Source organism: Erwinia sp. PsM31 (assembly GCF_030433775.1).
GTDB lineage: Bacteria > Pseudomonadota > Gammaproteobacteria > Enterobacterales > Enterobacteriaceae > Erwinia > Erwinia aeris.
Genome location: NZ_JARUWZ010000016.1, coordinates 17,912 through 38,743 on the forward strand (window position 1 = coordinate 17,912; position 20,832 = coordinate 38,743).

A 20,832-nucleotide genomic window follows, 5' to 3' on the forward strand; every position below is an offset into this window, starting at 1 on the left:
GTAGATTTGGCCAAAGCGGTAAAGCGCGCCTTTGTTTGTAATGAATGCGGCGCAGATTATCCACGCTGGCAGGGGCAATGCAGCGCCTGCCAGGCCTGGAACACCATCACCGAGGTGCGCCTGGCGGCGTCGCCAACGGTGGCGCGTAACGAACGTCTGACCGGCTATGCGGGCAGCGCCGGCCCAAGCCGCGTGCAAAAACTGTCGGAAATCAGCCTGGAGGCGCTGCCGCGCTTCAGCACCGGCTTTAAGGAGTTCGATCGCGTGCTGGGCGGCGGCGTGGTGCCGGGCAGCGCCATCCTGATCGGCGGCAGCCCCGGCGCGGGGAAAAGTACGCTGCTGCTGCAAACGCTCTGCAAGCTTTCCGAGAACATGAAAACGCTCTACGTCACCGGCGAGGAGTCGCTGCAGCAGGTGGCGATGCGCGCGCACCGGCTGGGTTTGCCGACCGCCAATCTGAATATGCTTTCGGAAACCAGCATTGAGCAGATCTGCCAGATCGCCGAGCAGGAAGAGCCGAAGCTGATGGTGATCGACTCCATTCAGGTGATGCATATGGCGGATATCCAGTCCTCGCCCGGCAGCGTGGCGCAGGTCAGGGAAACCGCCGCCTACCTGACCCGCTTTGCGAAAACACGCGGCGTGGCGATCGTGATGGTCGGCCACGTTACGAAAGACGGCTCGCTGGCGGGGCCAAAGGTTCTGGAACACTGCATCGACTGCTCGGTGCTGCTGGATGGCGATGCGGATTCGCGTTTTCGCACCCTGCGCAGCCATAAAAACCGCTTCGGCGCGGTGAACGAGCTGGGCGTGTTCGCCATGACCGAACAGGGGCTGCGGGAAGTCAGCAATCCTTCCGCCATCTTCCTCAGCCGCGGCGACGAGGTCACCTCCGGCAGTTCGGTAATGGTGCTGTGGGAAGGCACGCGGCCGCTGCTGGTTGAGATCCAGGCGCTGGTGGATCACTCGATGCTGGGGAATCCACGCCGCGTGGCGGTCGGCCTGGAGCAGAACCGTCTGGCGATCCTGCTGGCGGTGCTGCATCGTCACGGCGGTCTGCAAATGGCCGATCAGGACGTTTTCGTCAACGTGGTCGGCGGCGTGAAGGTCACGGAAACCAGCGCCGACTTAGCGTTAATGCTGTCGATGGTCTCCAGCCTGCGCGATCGCCCTTTACCGCAGGATCTGGTGGTGTTTGGCGAGGTCGGGCTGGCCGGAGAAATCCGTCCGGTGCCGAGCGGCCAGGAGCGTATTTCCGAAGCGGCCAAGCATGGCTTCCGTCGCGCCATTGTGCCCATTGCCAACGTGCCGAAGAAAACGCCGGAGAACATGAAGGTGTACGGCGTGAAAAAGCTGGCCGACGCGCTGGCGATCCTCGACGAGCTTTAACTTAAAAGCGGAGCGTGTTGCGCGCTCCGCATTTCAAAGCGGCGGAACGTACGCCCGTTATGCAGGAGGCACCCGGTGTCGTCATTTGATTATCTGAAAACGGCTATTCGCCAGCAGGGCTGTACGTTGCAGCAGGTGGCGGAAGCCAGCGGCATGACCAAGGGCTACCTCAGCCAGCTGCTCAACGCCAAGATCAAAAGCCCCAGCGCGCAAAAGCTGGAGGCGCTGCACCGCTATCTTGGCCTGGAGTTTCCGCGCCGTGAAAAAACCATCGGCGTGGTGTTCGGCAAATTCTATCCGCTGCATACCGGCCACATCTATCTGATCCAGCGCGCCTGTAGTCAGGTTGACGAGCTGCATATCATTATGGGCTACGACGAGTCGCGCGACCGCGAGCTGTTCGAGGCCAGCGCCATGTCGCAGCAGCCGACCGTCAGCGATCGCCTGCGCTGGCTGCTGCAAACTTTTAAGTACCAGAAAAATATCCGTATCCATTCGTTTAACGAAGAGGGCATGGAGCCTTATCCGCACGGCTGGGACGTCTGGAGCCGGGGCATCAATGACTTTATGGAAAACCACGGTATTGTCCCCAATCGGGTTTATACCAGCGAAGAGCCGGATGCGCCGCAGTATCAGCAGCATTTGGGCATTGAGGCGGTGCTGATCGATCCTAAACGATCCTTTATGAACATCAGCGGCGCGCAGATCCGCCAGGATCCTTTCCGCTACTGGGAATATATTCCGACGGAAGTAAAACCGTTCTTTGTGCGCACGGTGGCTATCCTGGGCGGCGAGTCGAGCGGTAAATCGACGCTGGTTAACAAGCTGGCAAATATTTTTAACACCACCAGCGCCTGGGAATTTGGGCGCGACTACGTGTTCTCACACCTGGGCGGCGACGAGATGGCGCTGCAATATTCTGACTACGATAAGATCGCGCTGGGCCAGGCACAGTACATCGATTTTGCGGTGAAATATGCGAACAAGGTCGCCTTTATCGATACCGACTTTGTGACGACCCAGGCCTTCTGTAAGAAGTATGAGGGGCGCGAGCATCCTTTTGTGCAGGCGCTGATTGATGAGTACCGCTTTGATTTGGTGATCCTGGTCGAGAACAACGTCCCCTGGGTAGCGGACGGGCTGCGTAGCCTCGGCAGCTCGGTGGATCGCAAAGAGTTCCAGGCGCTGCTGGTTTCCATGCTGGAGGCGAACAATATCGATTTTGTGCACGTCGAGCAGGATAGCTACGACGAGCGCTTTCTGCGCTGCGTGGAGCTGGTGCAGGAGATGCTGGGCGCGCGTTCAACCGGCGGCTGAGCGAATAGAATAAAGGGAGCGAAGGACGCTCCCTTCAGGCTGCTGACAAACCTGTACTCAGCCATCAGATAGCTACTAGTCTGGTGAATAGCAGCAGAGGCAGCTCGGAACACGGACGCGCACGTCTATGGAGGCTCGTTTCGCGCGTCCATGCGCGAAAACGGTCCGCTTATCCGCTCAGCCTCTGCCGCCGTGAAGCGATTGTGTTGCTGTAAAAAAACGGCGGTGTACCCGCAAGCTTTTAAGTTTGTCATCAATCTGAAGGGAGCAAAGGACGCTCCCTTTTTGCAGGCTAAGCCAGCGCCCGCAGCGCGTTGACGCTGCGCTCACGCACAAAGATACCCAGCAGCGCCATTCCGGTCAGCGCCAGTACGCTGGCCAGTAAAAAGGCCGACGAATAGCCGCCGCCATACTGGATCAGAAACCCGGTGATGCCCGGCGACAGGATGCCCGCCAGGTTCGCCAGCAGATGCACAAAGCCGCCGGCGGTACCGATGCGCTCGGCGGGCACGATATCCTGCAGCAGCGACCAGCACGCCTGTGGCGTCATATAGGCGAACACGCTGGCCAGCGTAATCAGCGAAACCGCCAGCGTGACGCTGCTGGCCCAGGCCGTTAGCATCACGCAGACGGCGGCTACCGCCAGCCCAAAGAAGATCACCAGCTTGCGCGACAGCAAAAAATTGCCGGTACGGCGGAACAGCGCATCGGAAATCATGCCGCCGCCGATAAAGCCGATGGTCGCGCCCAGCCACGGCAGAATGCCGATCAGGCTCATGCTTTTAATATCCAGATGCTGAAAGTCGGTCAGGTAGCTGGGCAGCCATGACAGAAAGAAAAACTGGATGTAGTTAAAGCAAAAGAAGGCTGCCGCGACGCCCAGTACCGGCAGCGACAGCACGTAGTGCCAGAGCGGCGTCTTAGCCTGGCCCGTCGGGGTAACGCGAGTGGCGGGGCGCTGAGCGGCGATCATCTGTCTTTCCGGCTCGCTGACGCGCGGATGGTGTTCCGGCCTGTCGCGAAACAGCCACAGCCAGAAAGCCAGCCAGACAAAGCCCAGCGCGGCAATCACGATAAAAGAAACGCGCCAGCCGAAGTGCAGCCCGACCAATCCTACCACGGGCGCGGCGATAGCGGCGCCCAGCGGCTGACCGGCATTGGTGAAGCCGACGGCGCGGCCGACTTCCTTGCGCGGGAACCAGTTGGAGATCGATTTATTGGTGGTGGTGCCCATCGGCCCTTCGCCGATGCCAAACAGCACGCGGACGATCAGCAGGTGCGTAAAGCTGCCCGCCAGCGCCGTCGCGCCGCAGAACAGCGACCAGACGGCCGCCGCCCAGCCAAATACCTTGCGCGGGCCGTAGCGATCGGCGCCCCAGCCGCCCAAAAAGCAGAACAGGCAGTAGCCGATAAAAAAGCAGCTGAACAGGATGCCCATCTGCGCGTCGTCAATCTGCAAATCCTTTTTCACCAGCGGCGCCATCACCGACAGCGCGGCGCGATCCAGATAGTTGAGCACGCCCGCGAAAAACAGCAGCAGCGCCACAACGCTGCGATAGTTTTTAAACATGACTGGCCTCCGCGCTTAAGGTGATATGGCTGACGGTATGAGCTTTCAGCACGGCCAAATCGGGCGAGAAACCCAGGCCTGGCGTAGTGGAGAGGGCAAGCGTCGGGGAAAAATCGAGCTGCGGATAGAGCTGCGGCGTGAAGCGGATCCAGGGCACTTCCAGCAGGATATCCTGCGGCAAGGCGGCCACCAGGTGCGCCGTCGCCAGCAAACCTGCGCCGTAGTAGAAACAGTGCGGCACCACTTTAATGCCGTGCCCGGCCGCCTGGGCCATCACGCGCAGCATGGCCGTGATGCCGCCTACTTTTGCCACGCTGGGCTGCAGCACGTCCACCGCCGCCGCAGAGTAAAACGGCTCGAATCCCCAGTCACCGCAAACATTTTCCCCGGCGGCTATCGGCGTACCCGCGCGGCGTACCGCCGCCAGGCCTGCAATATCATCCGGCGGCCAGATCGGCTCTTCCAGCCAGCCCAGCTTTAATTCCGCCAGCTGGCGAGCGCGGGCGGTGGCTTCCGCTACCGTCCACGGGCAGTTTACGTCCACCATCAGGGTCGCTTCCTGCGGCAGCGCGGCTCTGGCGGCGGCAATGGCGGCGTAATCGGTTTCATGCAGTTTCATCGTGCGAAAGCCCGCCTGCCAGGCGCGCCGTACCTGACGAGCGACCTCTTCCGGCTGGTTGTTGTAGCTGACCAGGCTGGCGTAGAGGCCGATCTCGCTGCGCGTCGCGCCCAGCAGCTGCCATAAAGGCTGCCCAAGATGCTGACCCAGCAGATCCCATAGCGCGATATCGATAGCCGACAGCGCATAGCGTACCGGCCCGCTGCGGCCAAAAGCGTGCAGCGCCTGCTCCGCCTCGCTAACCAGCGCCGTCAGCGCCTCGCGGCTTGCGGGCGCCGTTTTTCCCAGAAAAAGCGGGATGACCAGCGATTCCAGCGCCTGAAGCGTCACCGGATTGCATAAATGGCCGAAGCCTTCACCCCAGCCCTGGCGGCCATCGTCCGTGGTAATGCGCACCAGCAGCGTTTCCATTTTCTTTAACGCAGGCGAAGCGGCGTTCCAGGCCGTTGTCTGCTCCTCTGGCGTACTGCGATCGCTTTCAAAAGGAATAGCGAGGCGGATAGCCTCAATGTGACTGATTTTCATGCCATAAACCTCATCGGGTAGGGAGGGAGACAGCGGCTTGTAATCAGATTTATGAGCGCCGGCTGCCTGTTGCCGTTTCAGTATAAAAAAGCGTCCAGGCGGCGGCATCGTACAGCCGCACAAGGATGGCGGGGCAAGGCGAGGGAAATTTTGGCATCTGGCTAAGCGGCTGCGGGACAGCTCACAGAAGCGGCGGATAAAAAGATCGGAAAGGGCCGTCAGCGTTACCCGACGGCCCTGTAAAAGGCGCTTGCGGCATGCCAGCTTTCATCATCCCCCAAAAAGGCAGGGTTTCCCCTGCCTTCAGGCAGCTACTTGCCGGATTCGTAAGCCATGAGCGCCGCCACCTCCCTGTTACCGTCCCTGTAGCGGATCTCGCAGAGCGATTTCCTTACCAGGCCGGTGAATAGTAACAGCGTGAGACACACTATTAATATGCACAGAATAAGCGTGTTATGCGGTATTTTCATGGCTGCCTTCTCCTTGCCTTGCGGCGGGCAAGAGGCTATTCTGATGCTGTTGGTCATGCAGAACGCCTCGTTGGTTAATTGAAAAATGACCTTCGGGGCTTTCTTCTTTCTGCCACACTCTCCATCAGCATCGCTGCCAACGACATGAGGCAAAAAGCCTCAAGCGCCGACGCCATTATATCGTTTCTACCCTCGAAGGATTGCGAGCCGTCTCGGGAGTTCGATTAATAAACCATCACCACTTTACCGCGCATATGGCCTTCCAGCACCAGACGGTGCGCTTCCGTCAGCGTTTCCACGCTCAGTCCCTGCAGCGTTTTGCTCAGCGACGTGGTGACTTTTCCGTCGTCCAGCAGTTTCGCCGTGGCGTCCAGAATTTCACCCTGGCGAGCGATATCCGGCGTGTTATACATGCTGCGGGTATACATAAACTCCCAGTGCAGCGCGGCGCTTTTCAGCTTCAGCTGATCCATATTGAGCGGCTTTTCGTTTTCCACGATGGTGCAGATTTGCCCCTGCGGCGCGATCAGCTGTGCCAGCGTCTCCCAGTGGCCGTCGGTATCGTTCAGGCAGAAAATATAGTCGACCTGCTTCAGGCCATGTTTTTCCAGTTCCGCAGGCATATCTTTATAATCGATAACCAGATCCGCGCCGCGATCTTTACACCACTGCGCCGAGTCAGGACGGGAGGCGGTGGCGATGATGGTGACCTTGCTGTGCAGCTTAGCGAAAGGAATAGCCAGCGAGCCTACGCCGCCTGCGCCGCCAACAATCAGCAGCGTTTTGCCTTCTTCAGCCTTATCAATCAGCAGGCGGTCAAAGAGACCTTCCCAGGCGGTCAGGGCGGTCAGCGGGATCGCGGCGGCTTCGGCCCAGTTTAGCGAGGTGGGCTTGTGGCCGACGATGCGGGAATCGATCAGCTGCTGCGTGGCGTTGCTGCCCGGACGGGTGAGATCGCCCGCATAGTAGACTTCGTCGCCGACTTTAAAATTGCTGACCTTGCTGCCGACTTCCAGCACCACGCCGCTGGCGTCCCAGCCCAGAATGCGCGGCTCCTTAAGGCCGTTTTTCTGCGCGCCCTTATGGACTTTGGTATCCACCGGATTCACCGAGGCGGCTTTCACTTCGACCAGCAGGTCGTAACCCTCAGGGCCACGCTTATCTGTTTGTATTTCAATAAATTGATCCGGTTTTTCTGGATTAACGGCAATAGCTCTGATTGTCATAACACCTCTCCTTTGATTTATGCTATTGAGTGTAGAAGCTAAGCAGACTAATGATAAGTCGCACAATCACTAACTCAGCGTTCGTTTCAGGTGAACAATAATGTTTAAACAGCTGCAGGATATGGCTCTCTTTGCAATGGTAGCCGAGTGCGGCAGTTTTACCGGGGCAGCAAAGCGCGCAGGGTTGCCGAAATCCAGCGTCAGCCAACGTATCAGTCAACTTGAACAGGCGCTGGGATTGCGCCTGATTAACCGTACGACCCGCCAGCTTAATCTGACTTTTGCCGGCGAGCGTTATCTGGTGCACTGCCGCGAGATGCTACAGGCCAGCGAAAGGGCCAGCATGACCATCGATCGCCTGCGGGACAATCCAAGCGGACGCTTACGTATCACGTCGCCGGCCGGGATCGGGGCCACGCTGCTGGCGCGGTTTAACGCCGCTTTTCAGCAGGCCTGGCCGGATGTCATGCTGGAGGTGTCAGTATCGGATCGGATGCACGATATCGTGCAGGAAGGCTATGACATTGCGCTACGTACCGGCCAGCCGCAGGATTCTTCGCTCATCGGCAGGCGGGTTGGCTACACCAGGCGCTTACTGGTCGCTTCACCTGCCTATCTGGCGCGCTATGAAGCGCTTACCCATCCTCAGCAGCTGGCGGATCACCGCTGCATTGCCCATCAGGTATGGAACGAGTGGCCGTTAAGAAAAGAGGATGAGTATTATCGCTGGCAGCTGCCGCCGGTGCATACCGCCAATAATCTGCTGTACGCGCGGGAATGCGCCCTGGCCGATGCGGGTATTACGCTGCTGCCGGAAATGCTGGCTAAGGACATGCTGGCCGAAGGAAAGCTGGTAGAGGTGCTCCAGGACTGGAAAGCGTTGGGCAGCGAGCTGTGGCTGGTTTATCCCAGCCGTAAGCTGAACTCGCCCGCGCTGGTGCGCTTTGTCGATTTCGCGCTGGAGTCGGAGATTTTCCGGGAGTTTTATCGTTAGGGCTCGGTGTGCTCAGGCGAACTGCGGGGATTTTATCGTCAGGACCTGGCGCGCTCAGGCGAACTACGGGAATTTTATCGTCAGAGCGTGGTGCGTTCAGGCGAACTACGGGGATTTCAACGGCAGAAAAAGGTGACACGCCGTGCCGGCAGACAGCCGGGCACGGCGTAGCGAGATTACTTCGCCATACGCTTGTACTTGATGCGTTTCGGCTCCAGTGCTTCCGCACCCAGCGTACGCTTCTTGTACTCTTCGTATTCGGTAAAGTTACCCTCAAAGAACTCGATCTTGCCTTCATCCTGATAGTCCAGGATGTGCGTGGCAATACGGTCCAGGAACCAGCGGTCATGCGAGATAACCATTGCGCAGCCAGGGAACTCCAGCAGGGCGTTTTCCAGCGCGCGCAGGGTTTCGATGTCCAGGTCGTTGGTTGGCTCATCGAGCAGCAGCATATTGCCGCCGACCTGCAACAGCTTGGCCAGGTGAAGACGACCGCGCTCGCCGCCGGACAGTTCGCCTACGCGTTTGCCCTGATCGACGCCCTTAAAGTTAAAGCGGCCGACATAGGCGCGGCTTGGCATTTCGGTATTGCCGATGCGCATGATGTCCTGGCCGCCGGATACTTCTTCCCAGACGGTTTTCGAGTTATCCATGCTGTCGCGGAACTGATCGACCGAGGCCAGCTTGACGGTATCGCCCAGCACGATGCTGCCGGAATCCGGCTGTTCCTGACCGGACATCATGCGGAACAGCGTTGATTTACCCGCGCCGTTCGGGCCGATGATGCCGACAATGGCGCCTTTCGGCACGGAGAACGACAGATCGTCAATCAGCAGGCGGTCGCCATAGGATTTGCGCAGGTTGCTGACTTCCAGCACTTTATCGCCCAGGCGCGCGCCAGGTGGAATAAAGAGTTCGTTGGTTTCGTTACGCTTCTGGTAGTCGGTGCTGTTCAGCTCTTCAAAGCGGGCCAGACGCGCTTTGCCTTTAGACTGACGGCCTTTGGTACCGGCACGCACCCACTCCAGCTCTTTCTCGATCGATTTACGGCGGGCCGCTTCGCTGGAGGCTTCCTGCGCCAGGCGGGCATCTTTCTGCTCCAGCCAGGAGGAGTAGTTGCCTTCCCACGGAATACCTTCGCCACGGTCCAGCTCCAGGATCCAGCCCGCGACGTTGTCCAGGAAGTAACGGTCGTGGGTAATCGCCACTACGGTGCCTTCGAAGTCATGCAGGAAGCGCTCCAGCCAGGCCACGGATTCGGCATCCAGGTGGTTGGTCGGTTCGTCCAGCAGCAGCATGTCCGGCTTTTCCAGCAGCAGACGGCACAGCGCGACGCGGCGACGCTCACCACCGGAAAGATTAGCGACTTTCGCATCCCAGTCCGGCAGGCGCAGCGCGTCGGCGGCGCGTTCCAGCTGGGTATTCAGATTGTGGCCGTCGTGCGCCTGGATAATCTCTTCCAGACGACCCTGCTCGGCGGCCAGCTTATCGAAGTCCGCGTCTTCTTCCGCGTACAGCGCGTAAACTTCGTCCAGACGCTTCAGCGCGCCCACGACGTCGGCCAGCGCCTCTTCTACCGATTCACGAACGGTATGCTCCAGGTTGAGCTGCGGCTCCTGCGGCAGATAGCCGATCTTGATGCCGGGCTGCGGGCGAGCTTCCCCTTCGATATCTTTATCAATGCCGGCCATAATGCGCAGCAGCGTAGATTTACCCGCGCCGTTTAAGCCCAGGACGCCGATTTTTGCGCCGGGGAAAAAGCTCAGGGAAATATTTTTCAGGATATGACGCTTCGGCGGAACCACTTTGCCGACGCGATGCATGCTATAGACGAATTGAGCCACGTAGGATGAGCCTCTTGGTGTCTGTGTAATAATCGGGGCAGTCGCTGCCCACTCAGATAGCGAAGTTTAGCTGGTTTCACCCGGCAATCACAGACGCAGGCGGCAGATTATCCTGAGTACTGCGTCACGCCCGCCTGTTCCAGCCGCCGGGCCAGCGCTTCCGGCGCCGCTTTATCGCTGATTAGGGTATCGAACAGCGAGAGCTCGCCGATGCGCGCGGGCAGCACCTTGCCGAATTTGCTGCTGTCCGCCACCAGGATATTCTGGCTGGCGCGCTGTAGGGCCTGATGCTTCATCGGCAGTTCATTGAGGTTGAAGCAGGTCACGCCCTGATGCGCATCGATGCCCGCCGCAGAGATAAAGGCTTTGCCGGGACAAAGATTATCGATAACCGAGCCCTGGCCCAGCGGCGTGAAAATGGCGTTGTCGGCGTGAAACTCGCCGCCGTTGAGGATCACCTTACAGCGAGGTTTTTCTTTCAGCGCCAGGAAGGTGTTTACCGCGCAGCAGATGGCGATAAACTCCAGCTCGTTATCAATGGCGTCGATAATCCACGGCATGGTGGTGCCGCAGTCAAAAAACACCGTTTCGCCGGGCTGAATTAGCGTGGCCGCCAGCTGGCCCAGCCGCCGCTTCTTTTCCACGTTGTGCGCCTGCTGATCGGAAACGAAGTAGTGGCGCTGGGTAGCTTTAGGATCGCTGACGATATAGCCGCCAAGCAGCACCACGGAAGAGGGCTGCTCGCCAAGATCGCGTCGAATGGTCATTTCGGAAACGCCCAGCAGCAGCGCCGCTTCTTTCAGATGGATCTTGTCGGTACGCTTCAGCGCGTGGGCCAGTTTTTTTACTCGCTCGCTGCTACGGCTTTCCATAAACGGTTGTTCCTGTTCCGGGACGGGCGCTGCTTTTCCGTATAAATCGCTCTGATTTTAATAAGTTGCAGGGAAAGATGCAGGCAGAGGGATTATCTTACCCGCATCGGTAAAGCGCCGCAAACGCCAGTGTTTACGGCCCTGAAGGCAGCGGTTATGCGGTAGAGCTTTTCGTCGCGTGGTTGTCGGTTAGCGCCGCGATAATGTCCTGATGGCAAGAGATAATAGAGTGATGATCCGCTGCCAGCGGCACGATTTTAAGATGCTGACAAATTTGACCTAATCCATTATCGGTCATCGCCAGTATTTCGCGCCCGTCGTTTCGATCGATATTAATCAGGTTCACAAATTTTGTGGCCTTGAACAGCGTCACCCTGGTATGGCGAAGCGCTGAACTCAGCGGCTGATCGTTTAGCTTTAACTCCGTGTCTTCAATGCGAATAACGCGCCGGGCCGCTTCGCCTTCTAAGCCAATAGCCGCCAGCAGCGATCCCAGCATGCCTGGGGTAACGCGCTGCTGAACGGCCGTCTGGTAAAGGCTGTCCAGCACAAAAACGTGGATATGCCGATAACCGGCGCGTTCCAGCTGCGCGGCGATTTCCAGCGCAATAATGCCGCCCAACGACCAGCCGAGCAGATAAACCGGCCGATCCTGCGGCAGGCCGCGCTGTAGCATATGCTGCAAATAGTAAGCAGCCAGCGCGGGCAGGGCAGACACGGCAGGCTGATTAAAAAGGTTATAGTTATTAATCCCGATGACGTTCATTTTGCCTTCCAGGCTTAGCGCCAGATCCTGATAGATCTCGCAGCCGACAATGGCGGGATGCACCATCCACATTTCTCGGCTGGCCGTATGAACATTCAAAGGCTGAAGCAGACGAAACTCTGTCTGCGACCTGTTCATATGCTGAAGCAGTTTTTGCAGCGGCGGCGGCGAGGCGGCCGGGGTTTCGGCATGGTAACCGCTGCGAATAGCGTTGGCCTGTTGACGCAGCGTAGCGTGCGAGAGCAGCGTCTTCATCTCTATTGCGATCCCCTGGTTTTTCAACTTCATCATCAGCTGGATGGCATGAATTGAATGACCGCCAAGCTCGAAAAAATCATCGTCGCGGCCGATCCGGGAAACGCCCAGAAGATCGCTCCAGCACGCGGCCAGCAGATGCTCCTCGTTATCGATCGGCGGCAGAAAGGTTTTCTCTTCCCGTGCCTGTAAAACGGGCTGCGGCAGCGTTTTACGATCCAGCTTGCCGTTGGGCGAGAGCGGGAAGGCATCCAGCCGCACAATAGCGAACGGGATCATATAATCGGGCAGCGTTTCCTTCAGCTGTTCGCGAAGCCGCTGCTCAAGCCGGGCTTCCGGTTTAGCCACTACCCAGGCGACCAGCCGCTTATCGCCCCGATCGTCATCGCAGGCCTGCACCAGCGCACCTTCTACGCCAGCGCAGTGGCCAAGCTGCTGCTCAATTTCGCCCAGTTCGATACGCAAACCGTGAATTTTTACCTGAAAATCATTGCGCCCCAGATAGTCGATGCTGCCGTCGTCCAGCCAGCGGGCCAGGTCGCCGGTTTTGTAGAGCCGGCCTTCACCGCAGGCGCTGAAAGGATCGGCGATAAACCGTTCCCTGCTCAGTTCAGGACGGTTGAGATAGCCTCTTGCGACCTGAATGCCGCCAATATGCAGCTCGCCGCTGACGCCAGGCGGAACGGGTTGCATCTGCGCGTCAAGAATATAGAGGCGAGTATTGGCAATGGGTTTGCCGATAGGGATTAGCGGACGCGGATCCGCAGGCGAGCAGTGCCAGGCAGAAACATCCACGGCGGCTTCCGTCGGGCCGTAAAGATTGTGCAAAGCCGCCTGGGGCAACTGCTGGTGGCAGCGTTGCACGGTAGCCAGCGGCAACGCCTCACCGCTGCAAACGATGCGTTTAAGGCTGCCGCACTGGGCCATGTCGCCGTGGCGTAAAAAAAGTTGCAGCATGGAAGGAACAAAATGCAGCGTGGTAACCTGGTACTGCTGAATAACCTCGCTGAGGTAATCCGGCTCGCGATGACCGCCAGGCTTCGCTAGCGCCAGCCGCGCGCCTGTCATCAGCGGCCAGAAAAACTCCCAGACCGAGACGTCAAAACTGAACGGTGTTTTTTGTAACACCGTCTCTTCCGGCCGAAGCTGATAAGCCTGCTGCATCCATTTCAGCCTGTTCATAACGGCCAGGTGTTCATTCATTACGCCTTTCGGCTTACCGGTCGAGCCTGAAGTATAAATAACATAGGCCAGCGAGCGCTGTGGATGGTCGCAGGCAGCGGAAAGGTTGCCGGTTGGCGCTTCCCGCCAGTGCATTTTATCGTTCAGCAGATGCAGGCGGGGAACCGATCCCAACCCCCGCAGGGCTTTCTCCCCGGCGTCGTCAACCAGCAGCGCGACGGCGCCGCAGTCTTCAAGCATATGTTCCAGGCGCTCCTGCGGGTAATCGGGGTCAAGCGGCACATAGGCACCGCCGGCTTTCAGTATCGCCAGCAGCGCTACCACCATCTCGCGACTGCGCTCAACGCAAAGCGCCACGCGGTCGTCCGCCTTAACGCCCTGCCTGCGTAAATGCCAGGCCAGCTGATTAGCCTGGCGGTTGAGCGATTGATAGCTGGTTTGCTGGCTGTAGCCACAGAGCGCGATGGCGTCGGGACGGTCGGCGGCCTGCTGTTCAAAATAGCGGTGGATACCTTCGGGAAAAGACCAGGCTTGCTCCGTAGCGTTCCAGCGATGAAAAATATTTTTCTGCTCGTCGGGCAGCAGCAAAGGCAGCTGCGCCACGGGCAGATCCTGAGGGCCGTCCAGGATTGCCGTCATCATTTGCAGCAGGCGATCGGCGATACGCTGCGCTTCTTCTTCACTAAACCAGGCCAGATTGACGTTGCACTCAAGCAGCGGGTCGTCGCCGGGATGGTAGTGCCGTAAATACACGGCCAGCGGCATTTGTTCATGGTGATGGCGCATCGCCTCGACCTTGAGCGGCAGGCCGTTCAGCTCGATGTCGGTCGGAAACGTTTCCAGCGAAAAGCTCAGGTCAAACAGCTGGCGGCGGCCCTGCTGGCTAAGACGCAGATGGCGATTCAGCTCGGCGATGGGAAAACGCTGGTGACGGTAGCTTCGGCGCAGTTCGTCAGCGACCTGTTTAATCAAGGGGGCAAAAGGCTGGCTAACGTCGATAGCCAGCCTGGCCGGGATCATCGATGAAAACATGCCGGGTGTTTGCTTATAGCGTGCGCCGCTGCGGTTATGCACCGGCATGCCCAGGGTAAGCGAATCGGTCTGCCACTGACGAGCGAACCAGCAGGCGAGGAGCGCGCTAAAAAAATGCATAGCGGAGCCGCCGTGCTGCTCTGCAAAGTTTTTCAGCTGTTGATAGCGTGCCGCCGTAATACGCCGCACCGCGTGCGCGCTGGGCCAGGCTTTGTTTTCCTGAAAGCCCTGACGGCGCTCCAGCAATGAAGCGGGCGCTTCGGCAAAATGGTTAATCCAATATGCCCGATCGTGCTGATAGCGCTCGGAGCAGAGATATTGCTGGTCGCGGATAATAAAATCGCTATAGCCCGCAGAGAGAACGGGCATACAGGGCGCCTGCGCCTGTAATGATTTATAACCGGCCATAATCATTTTACTTAACAGCGAAACTGAGGTGCCGTCGGCAATGATATGATGCGTGCTGAACAGCCAGAGCGTGGTGACATCATTAACTTTAACCGTCATGCTGCGCCAGAGCAGTTCGCCATGTAATTTAAAAGGTTTAATAAACTGGCGGCGAATAAATGCTTTGGCTTCATTTAACGACAGAGACGCCTGACTGACATCATGGTATTCAAGGACGGGTTCTTTTTTATGGACGGTCGTCTGATTAATGCCGTGTTCATCTTCTTCAAGAATGATATTTAACGCCTCATGCTGCGCCATAACTTTCCTGATAGCGTCATGCAATAGATCTGCGGTAAATGTTGTATCGATGTGCCACAGCGCGCCCACGTTATAGCAGGGTGCTTCTGGGGTAAGAAGCTGATCGAGCCAGACGGCTTGCTGTACGGTAGTCAAAGGAAAAGTAGCCACGCAAATACCTCCGATGAGGGATAATTGGAAAAAATAAATCAGTAACAAGGTGGTTAAGTATATAAAGTTTACGAAAAGAAGATATGAAAAATTGGAGGAAACGTTATGAGTAAATTAACCTTAATTAATATGCCGTTAATTTTTTATGGGATAAAAATAATTAGTGTTTGATAAACAGTTAAATAAGGAAAAATAGAGATATTGGTCTTTTTTAGAGACGGTGGTACAGCGCTATTTAAAAAAGGTTTTACAGGATTGAACAGGCATGTGGTTATTGGGATGGCAATGTATTTTAGGGATGGGTGTATATTTATCGCTGCGAATAATGTTTAAAGTTAATTGTGCGAAAACTCCGAGAAATATAATTGAGATGGCAATATATTAATCGATAAATATTAAGTCCTGTCGGGAAATAAACAACGCCTGCGGCCTTTTTCAGCGCAGGCGTCGCCATTAAATAGCCACCAGCCCGCGTACGCCGTCCGCTTCCATGGTTTCACCCCGGCCGCGCCGCACGATTTCGCCGCGCGACATCACCAGATAGCTGTCGGCAAGCTCGGCGGCAAAATCGTAAAACTGCTCCACCAGCAGGATAGCCATATCGCCGCGCTGCGCCAGCTGGCGGATCACTGCGCCAATCTCCTTAATAACCGAAGGCTGGATGCCTTCCGTCGGCTCGTCCAGGATCAGCAGCTGCGGACTGGCGGCCAGCGCGCGGCCAATGGCCAGCTGCTGCTGCTGCCCGCCGGAAAGATCGCCGCCGCGCCGCAGCCGCATTTCCCGCAGCACCGGGAAAAGCTGATAAATCTCTTCCGGCACCCGTTTTGCCCGTGAGCCGGAAAAGCGCGACAGCCCCATCAGCAGGTTCTCTTCCACCGTCAGGCGCGGGAAAATCTCCCGTCCCTGCGGCACATAGGCCATCCCGGCCTGCACGCGCTGATGCGGCCTGCGGCCGTTGATGCGCTGTTCTTGCCAGCTGATGACGCCTGACTTAGCTGGCAGCAGGCCCATCAGGCACTTCAGCAGCGTGGTTTTCCCCACGCCGTTGCGCCCCAGCAGGCAGGTGATTTCGCCCGGACGGACCTCAAAAGAGAGGCCGCGTAAAATATGGCTGCCGCCATAATATTGATTCAGATCGGTGACTTTCAGCATCTCAGCGCCCCAGATAAACGTCGATAACCTGCTCATTCGCCTGCACCTCGCGCAGCGAGCCTTCCGCCAGCACCTGACCCTGATGCAGCACCGTTACGCGGTCGGCTATTGCTTCCACAAAGCCCATATCGTGCTCCACCACCATCAGCGAATGGCGGCCAGCCAGATCCTTAAACAGCCCGGCGGTGTATTCCGTTTCCGCATCGGTCATGCCCGCCGCAGGCTCGTCCAGCAGCAGCAGATGCGGATCCTGTACCAGCAGCATGCCAATCTCCAGAAACTGCTTTTGCCCGTGCGAGAGCAGGCCTGCCGGACGCCCGCGCTCCGCGCCCAGCCGCAGCAGCTTCAGGACGTCGTCGATACGATCCTGCTGCTCGCCGTTGAGTTTGCCGCGCAGGCAGGCCCACACCGATTTGTCGCCTTTGAGCGCGATTTCCAGATTTTCAAATACGGAAAGCGCCGCAAACACCGTGGGCTTCTGGAATTTACGGCCAATGCCCTGCCGCGCAATCTCTACCGGCGACAGCGTCGTCAGGTCGGTGGTCTGATCGTAAAAAACCCGCCCGCTGGTGGGGCGCGTTTTGCCGGTGATCACGTCCATCAGGGTGGTTTTCCCGGCGCCGTTCGGGCCAATAATGCAGCGCAGCTCGCCCACGCCAATCTGTAGCGACAGGTCGGTCAGCGCCTTAAAGCCGTCGAAAGCCACCGTAATGTTTTCCAGTTGCAGCACCGGATCGGTTTGCCCACGGTAGCGATCCGCAGGGTGCGGCTGGGTAAAAAGCGGTTCAGTCATGCTTCCTCCGGCGAAGCAGGCCAATCACGCCGTGCGGCAGAAACAGCGTGACCAGGATAAACATCAGCCCCAGAAAAAAGAGCCAGTATTCGGGAAAGGCGACGGTAAACCAGCTCTTCGCGCCGTTGACGATGCCCGCGCCGAGCAGCGGGCCGATCAGCGTGCCCCGGCCGCCGAGCGCCACCCAGATAGCCGCCTCGATAGAGTTGGTCGGCGACATTTCACCCGGATTGATAATGCCGACCTGCGGCACGTAGAGCGCGCCCGCCAGCCCGCACAGCACGGCGGAAAGCGTCCAGACAAACAGCTTGAAGCCCTGCGGATGGTAGCCGCAAAATATCAGGCGGTTTTCCGCATCGCGCACCGCCGTCAGCACGCGGCCAAATTTGCTGCGCGCCAGCGCAAAGCCGATAGCGAGCGTGGCCAGCAGCAGCAGCACCGTAACGATAAACAGGGCGATGCGGGTACCGGTCGCCGTGACCGGAAAGCCGAGCAGGGTAGTGAAGCCGGTAAAGCCGTTGTTGCCGCCAAAGCCGGTTTCGTTGCGGAAAAACAGCAGCATCCCGGCCCAGGTCAGCGCCTGGGTCATAATCGAAAAGTAGACGCCTTTGATTTTCGAGCGAAAGGTAAACCAGCCGAAGATCAGCGCCAGCAGGCCCGGCACCAGCACGATCAGGCAGAGCGCCCAGGCAAAGTGCTGCGTGCCCGCCCAGAACCACGGCATTTTCTGCCAGGAGAGAAAGGTCATAAAGGCGGGCAGGCTGTCGCCCGAGGCCTGGCGCATCAGGTACATGCCCATCGCATAGCCGCCGAGCGCAAAGAACAGCCCGTGGCCGAGCGACAGCAGTCCGGCATAGCCCCAGACCAGATCCAGCGCCACGGCGACGATCGCATAGCAAAGAATTTTGCCGATCAGCGTCAGCGTCCAGGTAGAGGTTGCCAGCGGATTGTCCGCCGGCAGCAGCGCGAGAAAAGGCAGGATCAGCAGCGCCGCCGTCACCAGCAGACCGGCGACGACGCTCAGGCGCGGCGCTTTTCGCGTCAGAGTCAGCGTAATAGGTTGCGTCATCAGTCAGTCACCCTTCCTTTGATGGCGAACAGGCCCTGCGGCCGCTTCTGGATAAACAGCACGATCAGCGCCAGCAGCAGGATTTTCCCCAGCACCGCGCCAATTTGCGGCTCCAGGATTTTGTTGAGGATACCTAAACCGAACGCGGCCAGCACCGTGCCCGCCAGCTGGCCGACGCCACCGGTCACCACCACCAGGAAAGAGTCGATAATGTAGCTCTGGCCCAGCTCCGGCCCGACGTTGCCCAGCTGCGACAGCGCCACGCCGCCCAGCCCCGCAATGCCGGAACCCAGCCCGAACGCCAGCATATCCACGCGTCCGGTCGGTACGCCGCAGCAGTCGGCCATGGCGCGGTTCTGCGTCACCGCCCGCACGTTCAGCCCAAGACGGGTTTTGTTCAGCAACAGCCAGGTCAGGATCAGCACAAACATCACAAACAAAATCACCGCGATACGGTTGTAAGGCAGCACCAGCCCCGGCAAAGCCTGCCAGCCGCCGGACAGCCACGGCGGGTTAGCGACCTCCAGGTTTTGCGTGCCGAACAGCACGCGCACCAGCTGGATCAGCATCAGGCTGATGCCCCAGGTCGCCAGCAGCGTCTCCAGCGGACGGCCATAAAGATGGCGCACGATGGTGCGCTCCAGCGCCATGCCGATGGCGGCGGTGACGAAAAAGGCCACTGGCAGCGCCAGCAGCGGATAGAAAGCGAGCCACTCCGGGGCGTAGCGCTGAAACAGCGTCTGCACCAGCCAGGTGGCGTAGGCGCCCAGCATCAGCATTTCGCCGTGGGCCATATTGATAACGCCCAGCAGGCCATAGGTGATCGCCAGGCCCAGCGCCGCCAGCAGCAGCACCGATCCCAGCGACAGGCCGGAGAACGCCTGGCCGAGCAGCTCGCCCAGCCGCAGACGTTGTTGGATCTGCTTCAGGCTGTCGGCAGCGGCGGTGCGCACCTGCGCATCCGGCTCGTTTTGCGCCAGGCGCGTCAGCGCGGCTTGGGTTTGCGGGTCGCTGGTTTCGCCCAGCAGCTTTACGGCCTTCAGGCGTATCTGAGGATCGGCGTCGGCAAGCTGTAATCCGGCCACGGCCTGAGCCAGCACGGCGCGTACGTCGTCGTCCTGTTCTGCGGCCAGGCGCCCGGTCAGCAGCGGCAGCTGATCGGCCTGCGCTTCGTTTTGCAGCTCGCGCGCGGCGGCCAGGCGCGTGGCGGCGCTGTCGCTGACCAGCTGATGGGCGGCCAGCGTGGTGGCGACCAGCACGCGCAGCCGGTTGTTCATAAAGAGTTTTTTGGTGCTGCCTTCGGGCGGCGCATCGCCATCAAGCGGCGTCAGCCTGCCGTCAACGCGGCTGAACGGCCGCCTGTTGGCGTCCAGCACCACGTTTTCCTGATGCAGCGCGGTCAGCAGCGCAAGACGCGAGGCGTCCGGCTGGGCTGCCCACTGCTGAAGCAGCGCGACCTGGCCCGGACGGCTGGCGGCGGCGAAATCCGCGGCTGGCCCGGCAAAGGCGGCTGGCAGCAGGCACAGCGTAATAAAGAGCGTTAGCAGTTGACGTAGAATCATCGCGATGCCCATTCAGTGAAAAAAAGATGACCGGGCGGCGGCTGCCGTCCCGGCCTCACGGTTACTGCGCTGTTTTTACCGGCCGATCGGACTTTTTATCGTTGCCGGGAAGATAAGGGCTCCACGGCTGCGCGCGCACCGGCTTGTCGGTCTGCCACACCACGTTGAACTGGCCGTTCTCTTCAATCTCGCCAATCATCACCGGCTTGTGCAGATGGTGGTTGGTGGCATCCATGGTCAGCGTAAAGCCGTCCGGCGCGTTAAAGGTTTGATTCGCCGTCGCTTCCCGCACCTTGTCCACATCGGTGGTTCCCGCTTTCTCGACCGCGTGCGCCCACATATGAATACCTACGTAGGTGGCCTCCATCGGATCGTTGGTGACGGCGGTCGCGGCGTTCGGCAGATTGTGCGCTTTGGCGTAAGCGCGATAGTCCGCGACAAACTTTTTATTGACCGGATTGTCCACCGACTGGAAGTAGTTCCAGGCGGCCAGGTTGCCGACCAGCGGTTTGGTATCAATGCCGCGCAGCTCCTCTTCGCCAACCGAGAACGCCACTACCGGCACGTCGGTGGCTTTAATGCCCTGATTCGCCAGCTCTTTATAGAAAGGCACGTTAGAGTCGCCGTTGATGGTGGAGATCACCGCCGTTTTTCCGCCCGCAGAGAACTTTTTAATGTTGGCGACGATGGTCTGGTAATCGCTGTAGCCAAACGGCGTATAGACCTCCTCTATATCGCTGTCCTTCACGCCCTTGACGTGCAGGAAAGCGCGCAGGATTTTATTGGTGGTGCGGGGATAGACATAGTCGGTGCCGAGCAGGAAAAAGCGTTTCGCGCCGCCGCCGTCTTCGCTCATCAGATACTCCACCGCCGGGATCGCCTGCTGGTTCGGCGCCGCGCCGGTGTAGAAGACGTTCGGCGACATCTCTTCGCCCTCGTACTGCACCGGATAAAACAGCAGGCCGTTCAGCTCTTCAAATACCGGCAGCACCGACTTGCGGGAAACGGAGGTCCAGCAGCCGAAGACCACGGCGGCTTTGTCCTGCGACAGCAGCTGGCGTGCTTTTTCGGCAAACAGCGGCCAGTTGGACGCCGGATCGACCACCACCGGCTGGAGCTTTTTACCCAGCACGCCGCCTTTGGCATTGATTTCGTCGATGGTCATCAGCGCCACGTCCTTCAGCGGCGTTTCGGAAATCGCCATTGTGCCGGACAGCGACGAGAGGATGCCGACTTTGATCGTCTCCGCCGCCTGCGCGCTCCATGCCGCGCCCATCGCGATGACCGAAGCCGAAAGCACAAAAGCTTTTAATAACGAACGTCTTTTCATCCGGTGA

Annotated in this window: 15 protein-coding genes; 3 read left to right on the forward strand and 12 right to left on the reverse strand. The window is 58.8% G+C overall.

Annotated features, from left to right (window positions below):
* Window positions 1-6: 6 nt before the first annotated feature.
* Window positions 7-1,389, forward strand: coding sequence for a DNA repair protein RadA (gene radA / locus QCD69_RS13625; RefSeq protein WP_253455435.1), 1,383 nt, complete (start codon window positions 7-9; stop codon window positions 1,387-1,389).
* A 75-nt stretch (window positions 1,390-1,464) separates the two neighbouring features.
* Window positions 1,465-2,706: a multifunctional transcriptional regulator/nicotinamide-nucleotide adenylyltransferase/ribosylnicotinamide kinase NadR gene (nadR, locus tag QCD69_RS13630; protein ID WP_125290485.1), complete on the forward strand. Its 1,242-nt coding sequence runs from the start codon at window positions 1,465-1,467 to the stop codon at window positions 2,704-2,706.
* A 292-nt stretch (window positions 2,707-2,998) separates the two neighbouring features.
* Here nadR and QCD69_RS13635 read toward each other — a convergent pair whose 3' ends face one another.
* From QCD69_RS13635 to QCD69_RS13650, 4 genes are all read right to left on the reverse strand, one after another.
* Window positions 2,999-4,276, reverse strand: a complete 1,278-nt coding sequence (locus QCD69_RS13635; protein ID WP_301252418.1) for an MFS transporter — start codon at window positions 4,274-4,276, stop codon at window positions 2,999-3,001.
* On the reverse strand, window positions 4,269-5,420 hold the full coding sequence (locus tag QCD69_RS13640) for a mandelate racemase/muconate lactonizing enzyme family protein (RefSeq protein ID WP_301252419.1): 1,152 nt from the start codon (window positions 5,418-5,420) through the stop codon (window positions 4,269-4,271). The genes QCD69_RS13635 and QCD69_RS13640 overlap by 8 nt, the downstream gene beginning before the upstream one ends.
* A 311-nt stretch (window positions 5,421-5,731) precedes the next feature.
* Window positions 5,732-5,890, reverse strand: coding sequence for a type I toxin-antitoxin system Hok family toxin (locus QCD69_RS13645; RefSeq protein WP_253461128.1), 159 nt, complete (start codon window positions 5,888-5,890; stop codon window positions 5,732-5,734).
* Between the two features lie 224 nt (window positions 5,891-6,114).
* Complete coding sequence (locus QCD69_RS13650) at window positions 6,115-7,116, reverse strand: zinc-binding alcohol dehydrogenase family protein (protein ID WP_253455423.1); 1,002 nt, start codon at window positions 7,114-7,116, stop codon at window positions 6,115-6,117.
* 97 nt (window positions 7,117-7,213) lie between these two features.
* Between QCD69_RS13650 and QCD69_RS13655 the strand changes: the two genes are divergently transcribed.
* The gene (locus QCD69_RS13655) at window positions 7,214-8,110 is read left to right on the forward strand and encodes a LysR family transcriptional regulator (protein ID WP_253461126.1); all 897 of its coding nucleotides are present in this window, start codon (window positions 7,214-7,216) and stop codon (window positions 8,108-8,110) included.
* A 176-nt stretch (window positions 8,111-8,286) separates the two neighbouring features.
* On the opposite strand, the gene ettA is transcribed toward QCD69_RS13655, so the two are convergent.
* The 8 genes from ettA to urtA all read right to left on the reverse strand — a co-directional run bounded on the left by ettA (window position 8,287) and on the right by urtA (window position 20,825).
* On the reverse strand, window positions 8,287-9,954 hold the full coding sequence (gene ettA, locus QCD69_RS13660) for an energy-dependent translational throttle protein EttA (protein WP_125290490.1): 1,668 nt from the start codon (window positions 9,952-9,954) through the stop codon (window positions 8,287-8,289).
* Window positions 9,955-10,061: 107 nt separating this feature from the next.
* A complete protein-coding gene (deoR, locus tag QCD69_RS13665; RefSeq protein ID WP_301252421.1) occupies window positions 10,062-10,826 on the reverse strand; it encodes a DNA-binding transcriptional repressor DeoR in 765 nt (254 codons plus the stop codon).
* Window positions 10,827-10,980: 154 nt separating this feature from the next.
* Entirely contained in the window at window positions 10,981-14,919 is a 3,939-nt protein-coding gene (locus QCD69_RS13670) for a non-ribosomal peptide synthetase (RefSeq protein ID WP_301252422.1), read from the reverse strand.
* A gap of 453 nt (window positions 14,920-15,372) precedes the next feature.
* Window positions 15,373-16,071, reverse strand: coding sequence for an urea ABC transporter ATP-binding subunit UrtE (urtE, locus tag QCD69_RS13675; RefSeq protein WP_301252453.1), 699 nt, complete (start codon window positions 16,069-16,071; stop codon window positions 15,373-15,375).
* Between the two features lies 1 nt (window position 16,072).
* Entirely contained in the window at window positions 16,073-16,864 is a 792-nt protein-coding gene (urtD, locus tag QCD69_RS13680; RefSeq protein ID WP_253455417.1) for an urea ABC transporter ATP-binding protein UrtD, read from the reverse strand.
* The gene (gene urtC / locus QCD69_RS13685) at window positions 16,857-17,933 is read right to left on the reverse strand and encodes an urea ABC transporter permease subunit UrtC (protein WP_301252424.1); all 1,077 of its coding nucleotides are present in this window, start codon (window positions 17,931-17,933) and stop codon (window positions 16,857-16,859) included. The genes urtD and urtC overlap by 8 nt, the downstream gene beginning before the upstream one ends.
* A complete protein-coding gene (gene urtB, locus QCD69_RS13690) occupies window positions 17,933-19,495 on the reverse strand; it encodes an urea ABC transporter permease subunit UrtB (RefSeq protein WP_301252425.1) in 1,563 nt (520 codons plus the stop codon). The genes urtC and urtB overlap by 1 nt, the downstream gene beginning before the upstream one ends.
* A gap of 61 nt (window positions 19,496-19,556) precedes the next feature.
* Window positions 19,557-20,825, reverse strand: a complete 1,269-nt coding sequence (gene urtA / locus QCD69_RS13695) for an urea ABC transporter substrate-binding protein (RefSeq protein WP_301252426.1) — start codon at window positions 20,823-20,825, stop codon at window positions 19,557-19,559.
* Window positions 20,826-20,832 lie beyond the last annotated feature (7 nt).

Coding starts and splice junctions, on each gene's coding strand:
- QCD69_RS13635 (WP_301252418.1), bottom strand. CDS start 4,276: ATGTTTAAAAACTATCGCAGCGTTGTGGCGCTGCTGCTGTTTTTCGCG.
- QCD69_RS13640 (WP_301252419.1), bottom strand. CDS start 5,420: ATGAAAATCAGTCACATTGAGGCTATCCGCCTCGCTATTCCTTTTGAA.
- QCD69_RS13645 (WP_253461128.1), bottom strand. CDS start 5,890: ATGAAAATACCGCATAACACGCTTATTCTGTGCATATTAATAGTGTGT.
- QCD69_RS13650 (WP_253455423.1), bottom strand. CDS start 7,116: ATGACAATCAGAGCTATTGCCGTTAATCCAGAAAAACCGGATCAATTT.
- deoR (WP_301252421.1), bottom strand. CDS start 10,826: ATGGAAAGCCGTAGCAGCGAGCGAGTAAAAAAACTGGCCCACGCGCTG.
- urtE (WP_301252453.1), bottom strand. CDS start 16,071: ATGCTGAAAGTCACCGATCTGAATCAATATTATGGCGGCAGCCATATT.
- urtD (WP_253455417.1), bottom strand. CDS start 16,864: ATGACTGAACCGCTTTTTACCCAGCCGCACCCTGCGGATCGCTACCGT.
- urtC (WP_301252424.1), bottom strand. CDS start 17,933: ATGACGCAACCTATTACGCTGACTCTGACGCGAAAAGCGCCGCGCCTG.
- urtB (WP_301252425.1), bottom strand. CDS start 19,495: ATGATTCTACGTCAACTGCTAACGCTCTTTATTACGCTGTGCCTGCTG.
- urtA (WP_301252426.1), bottom strand. CDS start 20,825: ATGAAAAGACGTTCGTTATTAAAAGCTTTTGTGCTTTCGGCTTCGGTC.